Consider the following 5,881-nt stretch of genomic DNA (forward strand, 5'->3'; position numbering starts at 1 on the left):
GGTTGGGGTAGTCCACGTCCTCGTTGCTGCGGGCGAAGCCGCCGGCCTCGAAGTGGTTGGTCGAGGCGGGGCCCTTGCGGAAGAGCCACTGCAGGCCGATGAAGGGGGCGCGCCACTTCGCCATGTACGGCTGCATGGAGACGGGCTGCTTGCAGGCGTACTGGATGTACACCTCCAGGTGGTCCTGCATGTTCTCGCCGACGCCCGGGAGGTCGTGGACAACATCGATGCCGATCGCGCTCAGTTCCTCGGCGTTGCCGACTCCGGAGAGCTGCAGCAGCTGAGGGGAGTTGATCGCGCCGCCGCAGAGGATGACCTCGCGGGCTCGCACCTGCTGGACCTTGCCGCGCCGCCGGTACTCGACACCGACAGCACGCTTGCCCTCGAAGAGGACGCGGGTGACCAGGGCACGGGTGGTGACGGTGAGGTTGGGCCGCTTCTTCGCAGGCTTGAGGTACGCCTTCGAGGCCGACAGACGGCGTCCCCTGTGGACGTTGCGGTCGAAGGGAGCGAAGCCCTCCTGCTGATAGCCGTTGACATCGCCGGTGCGGGGGTAACCCGCCTCCTGGACGGCCTCAAGGAAGGCGGTGAACAGCGGGTTGGAGGCGGGGCCGCGTTCGAGGACGAGAGGGCCGTCGTGGCCGCGGAACTCGTCGTCGGGGTCGGCCGCGAGACAGTTCTCCATCCGCTTGAAGTACGGCAGACAGTGCGCGTAGTCCCAAGACTCCATGCCGGCATCGGCGGCCCAGCGCTCGTAGTCCATCGGATTGCCACGCTGGAAGATCATGCCGTTGATGCTGCTGGAACCGCCCAGCACCTTGCCGCGCGCGTGGTAGATGCGCCGGTCGCCCATGTGAGGCTCGGGTTCGGACTCGTACTTCCAGTCGTAGAACCGGCTGCCGATCGGATAGGTCAGCGCCGCGGGCATGTGGATGAAGACATCCCACGGGTAGTCGGGCCGGCCGGCCTCCAGGACCAGCACCTGGTTGCCCGGGTCGGCGGAGAGCCGGTTCGCCAGTGCGCTGCCGGCGGATCCACCGCCGACGATGACGAAGTCGTATTGCAGGGGAGCCATGGTGCCTCGTCTCGCTCGCGCCGTAGATACGCGTGGCATGCTAGTACGGGTATCGCTATACGCACTAGGTTGCGAGCAACGCAACTTGCATGGTCTACGTTTCCATGCGGTTGCTTGCCACGCTGTTGTTTACTGCGCGTATAGTTTCGCTATGAGCAACTACAATCCAGATACCGAAACGACAGGTTCGCAATCCGGCGGGGTACAGTCCGTCGACCGCGCCATCAGCGTGATGGAAATCCTGGCCCAGCGCGGCGAGGCCGGCGTCAGCGAGGTGGCCGCCGAGATCGATGTTCACAAGTCGACCGCGTTCCGGCTGCTCGGCGCCCTGGAGGCACGCGGTCTGGTGGAGCAGGCGGGCGAGCGCGGCAAATACCGCCTCGGCTTCGGCATCGTACGCCTGGCCGGCGGGGTCACGGGACGCATCGACATCACCCAGCAGGGCCGCCCGGTCTGCGAGCGCCTCGCCGAGGAGATCGGCGAGACCGTCAACATCGCCGTGATGCAGGAGCACTACGCGATCAACCTGTACCAGGTGCGCGGCCCGGGGGCCGTCACCGCGCACAACTGGGTCGGCCAGCTGACCCCGTTGCACGCCACGTCCAGCGGCAAGATCCTGCTGACCCACATGCCCGCCAAGCAGCGCGCCGCGCTACTGTCCGAGGCTGGCCTGAAGAAGGTGACCCCGCACACCCTGACCTCGAAGACGAAGCTCGAGAAGAATCTCGCCGAGGCTCGGGAGCGTGGCTACTCCTGGACCCTGGAGGAGCTGGAGATCGGGCTCCACGCCATGGCCGCGCCGGTCCGCGACCGGGACGGAGAGGTCATCGCGGCACTCAGCGCCTCCGGCCCCGCATACCGGTTCACCGAGGAGCGCATGCACGAGCTCGCTCCGGTGCTGGTCAAGGGCGCGGAGGAGATCAGCCATCGGATGGGCTACCTGGGCTGAACGCCCAGGTGCCACCGCCGACGGCACCTTCAGCCACCGCCGTCGACCTGCCGAGAACCGCTGCTACCGCGACCGCCTTGTCCCGAGACGCTCCTGGACCCACTCGTGGAACTCGCCGATGTGGTGCTCGCTGGGCACCAGTACGCCGCCCTTGGCGTACAGCCGGGAGCTCATCGCGGGCTGACAGCGCTCGCACGCGTCGAAGTCCTGCCGGTTGACGCGGTCGAAGAGCTCCACCGACCGGCTGACATCCTTGCCGCTTTCGACGACGTGCTTGAGGTAGAGCCAGTCGCACTCGACGATCGTGCGGTCCGCGGCGACCGGGTACATCCGGTGGAAGATCACATGGTCGGGGACGAGGTTGATGAACACCTGCGGCCTGACGGTGATCGCGTAGTAGCGGCGGTCCTGCGCCTCGGAGACCCCCGGAATGCGGTCCAGTCCCTCGGAGCCGTCAATGGTGAAGCCCTTGACCTGGGCGCCGAACTCCGCGCCGTGACCCACGTAGTACTGAGCGGCGTACCCGTCGGCGAACTCCGGGAGCACCTCGGTGAGTTCGGGGTGGATCGTGGCGCAGTGGTAGCACTCCATGAAGTTCTCGACGATCAGCTTCCAGTTCGCCTTGACGTCATAGACGATCCGCTTGCCGACCTCGAGGTTCTCCATGTCGTAGTGCTCGATCGACTCGGTGTCGCCGAGGCGTGCGACGACGTCCTGCACGACCTCCTCGAAGGGAGGCGGGTTCTCCGCGAGGCACACCCACACGTAGCCGAGCCATTCATGGGTCGCCACGCTCGCCAGGCCGTACTCCGTGCGGCTGACGTCGGGCATCTTGGTGAGGTTGGGCGCGGCGACGAGTTTGCCCGTCAGATCGTACGTCCAGGCGTGGTAGGGGCACTGGAAGGCGCGCTTGACCTCGCCGGCCTCCTCGGTGCAGAGCTTGGCTCCACGGTGGCGGCAGACGTTGAAGAAGGCGCGTACGGAGTTGTCCCGTGCGCGCGTGATCAGGATGCTCTCGCGTCCCACCTCGACGGTCCGGAAGGCGCCGGGCTTGGCCAGATCCGAGGAGCGTACGGCGCAGAACCACATCGTTTCGAAGATGCGCTCCTGCTCCTGGGCGAAGGTCCCCGGATCCGTGTAGGAGGAGCCGGGCAGGGTGGCGATCAGGCTGTCCGGCAGGCTGGTCGAGGTCACAGTGCACTCCTCGGAGAACGTCGTGGATCGGTCATTCACGCGCCGGGAAGAGCGACTCCGGACGGCGTTTCGCATGGAGCAACGCTGCGCGCTATACGCAACAGGAGATGAGATGCCGCATCGATGATGTCAAGATGTCGCGGCGGTGAGCTGCTTGCGCCAACGCATGAAAAGCCGCGGCTGGTTCATCGCGAGCACGGCGACCGGATGCCCGGCACGACGGTAGACGGCCAGAAAACTGCGGTCGCCCGGGACGCCTTCCTCGACCGTCACACTGTCGGCACCGGCTGAATGACCGGCGAACTGGATCTTCACGCCGTACTGGTCCGACCAGAAGTACGGCGGCCGGGGCGCACCCGGCTCCGCCGCACCCGACGACAGCAGCGTGGCCACGGCCACGTCGGGCCGCTCGCGCGCACCGGTCCAGTGCTCGACGCGGCGGTGGATCCCCGCGTGGGGGTCGTACCAGGACGCGCAGTCACCGACGGCAACCACACCGGCGAGGCTGGTGCGGCCGTCCGCGCCGCACTTGACGCCGTTGTCGAGCGCGACGCCGGATCCTTCCAGCCACTCGACGCACGGACGCGCGCCGACGCCGACGACGACGGTGTCGGCGGGGATACTGCGGCCGTCCTCGAGCAGGACGGCGTCGACCCGGCTCTCCCCGCTCAGCCCCTTGACCCCCACGCCGCACAACAGCCGTACGCCGTGGTCCGCGTGGAGGGCGGAGACGATGCCGCCCATGGTCTCGCCGAGCGGTCCGGCGAGCGGCGTCGGCGCCGCCTCGACCACCGTCACGTCGAGTCCGAGAGCGTAGGCGGTGGAGGCGACCTCGGCGCCGATGAATCCGCCGCCGATCACGACCAGCCGCCCGCCCAGGGCCAGTTCGTCCCGCAGGGCGCGGGCGTCGTCCAGGGTGCGCAGTGTGTGCACCCCGGCCAGGCCGTCGGTGCCGGGCAGCGTCCGCGCGGCCGCGCCGGTCGCGATGACGAAGCCGTCGACTCGGACCTCGCGGCCGTCGGCGAGCCGCACGGCGCGATCCGCGCTGTCGAGTCCGGCCGCGCGGGCGCCGAGCAGCCACTCGGCCTGCAGGTCCTCGTCGTTCGACTCCAGCGCGAGATCGGCTTCGCCGATGTCACCGGCCAGGAACTCCTTGGACAGCGGCGGCCTGTCGTACGGGCGGTGCGGTTCCTCGCCGATGATGACCAGCCGCCCGTCGTACCCCCGTTTCCGCAACGAGCGCGCCGCCGACAGACCGGCCAGCGAGGCACCCACCACGGCCACTGTCCTCACGCGGGACCTCCGGCGAGCCGGGACGCAACACAGGGCGGCAGGTTGGGTGCCTCCGTGGACGGCCGGACGTAGATCATGCCGTCCTCGATGAGGACCTCATGGGTGCGGACCGGACGCTTGGCCGGCGGAGCGTCGACGGCTCCGGTCCGGAGGTCGAACTTCGAAGCATGCAGCGGGCATTCCACCTCGCAGCCCTCCAGCCAGCCGTCGGCGAGCGACGCGTCCTGGTGGGTGCAGGTGTCATCGATGGCGAAGACCTCGCCATCATCGGTGTGGAACACCGAAACCGGCGGATCGATGTCTAGCCGGTAGGCCTCGCCTCGCGGCAGATCCACGAGAAGGCACGCGGGAATCATCATGACACCTCGGTGCGTATAGCGAAACGGATTGCGGTAAGCGCAACGTCAGTTTGAGGGCGGCCCCAAACCCTTGTCAAGGCATCCAGAGGACAGGCCGACCCCTTGTTCAATGTTGCTTTTTACGCAACGCTTTGCGCCATAGGCAACCCACCGCGGAAGGAACCGGCGGGCGCTCAGCGTCTTCGACCTGTTAAAGGTGGGCATCGGACCGTCGAGCTCCCACACCGTCGGGCCCATGAAAGCCGCCCGCCTCTTCGTCACCGGGCTGCACGAAGAAGGCCCGCTCCCCCGCACCGCCTCGGTCCGGGCAAAACTCTTCGGATCGCTCGGCGCCAACGGTCACGGCCACGGCCAAGGCGGTACTCCTCGGCCTCGAAGGCGAGGATCCGGAAACCGTCGACACCGACACCGTGGACGACAGGGTGCACCGGATCCACGAGGCCGGCCGGTTGCGGCTGCTGGGCCGCCGAAAGGTGGAGTGCCGCGAGCGCGAGCACCTGGTACTGCACCGTCGCCGCACGCTGCCGTTCCACCCCAACGGCATGGTGCTCACGGCCCGGGACCACCCTGCCCGGGCGGCTACAGGTGCCCCGCCGTGCCCCGCAGCTGCTGCGCAGCCTCGCCGAGGACTCCCAGGATGCGGATCCGCTGCACATCATGGACTGGGTCAACCTCTTCGCGCCGGCCGTCAACGAGGAGAACGCCTCGGGCGGTCGCGTGGTCACCCCGCCCACCAACGGTGCGGCCGGGATCGTGCCCGCGGTACTGCACTACTGCACGCGACTACTACACGCGCTTCGTTCCCGGGGCCGACGAGGACGGAGTCGTCCGCTTTCTGCTCGCCGCCGGCGCGGTGGGGGCGCTGTTCAAGGAGAACGCGTCGATCTCCGGGTCCGAGGTGGGCTGCCAGGACGAGGACGGTGGTCTCGGGCACGGCCCGCACTCCGTCGGCGGTGATCTTGATGGCGACCGGCGCGGCATAGACGACGGCGGCGACGATCGCGGTGAAGC

General features: G+C 68.2%; 5 protein-coding genes and 1 pseudogene. 2 read left to right on the forward strand and 4 right to left on the reverse strand.

Annotated features, from left to right (window positions below; all coding sequences use genetic code 11):
• The coding region (locus ACWEBX_RS36625) for a GMC family oxidoreductase N-terminal domain-containing protein (protein ID WP_451889067.1) at nt 1–1,075 on the reverse strand (1,075 nt) is incomplete at its 3' end.
• Between the two features lie 151 nt (nt 1,076–1,226).
• Here ACWEBX_RS36625 and ACWEBX_RS36630 point away from each other — a divergent pair.
• Nucleotides 1,227–2,024 carry an IclR family transcriptional regulator gene (locus tag ACWEBX_RS36630; protein WP_451889068.1) on the forward strand — a complete coding sequence of 266 codons (798 nt, stop codon included), beginning with the start codon at nt 1,227–1,229 and terminating at the stop codon, nt 2,022–2,024.
• A gap of 63 nt (nt 2,025–2,087) precedes the next feature.
• Here ACWEBX_RS36630 and ACWEBX_RS36635 read toward each other — a convergent pair whose 3' ends face one another.
• The 3 genes from ACWEBX_RS36635 to ACWEBX_RS36645 all read right to left on the reverse strand — a co-directional run bounded on the left by ACWEBX_RS36635 (nt 2,088) and on the right by ACWEBX_RS36645 (nt 4,870).
• The gene (locus tag ACWEBX_RS36635) at nt 2,088–3,218 is read right to left on the reverse strand and encodes an aromatic ring-hydroxylating oxygenase subunit alpha (protein WP_451889069.1); all 1,131 of its coding nucleotides are present in this window, start codon (nt 3,216–3,218) and stop codon (nt 2,088–2,090) included.
• 129 nt (nt 3,219–3,347) lie between these two features.
• Nucleotides 3,348–4,511 carry an NAD(P)/FAD-dependent oxidoreductase gene (locus ACWEBX_RS36640; protein WP_451889070.1) on the reverse strand — a complete coding sequence of 388 codons (1,164 nt, stop codon included), beginning with the start codon at nt 4,509–4,511 and terminating at the stop codon, nt 3,348–3,350.
• Entirely contained in the window at nt 4,508–4,870 is a 363-nt protein-coding gene (locus ACWEBX_RS36645; protein ID WP_075025955.1) for a bifunctional 3-phenylpropionate/cinnamic acid dioxygenase ferredoxin subunit, read from the reverse strand. Before ACWEBX_RS36645 ends, ACWEBX_RS36640 begins: the two co-directional genes overlap by 4 nt.
• A gap of 235 nt (nt 4,871–5,105) precedes the next feature.
• Here ACWEBX_RS36645 and ACWEBX_RS36650 point away from each other — a divergent pair.
• Nucleotides 5,106–5,792, forward strand: a pseudogene (locus ACWEBX_RS36650) (serine dehydratase beta chain); the annotation flags it as partial.
• Nucleotides 5,793–5,881 lie beyond the last annotated feature (89 nt).

The organism is Streptomyces sp. NPDC005070, assembly GCF_053600395.1.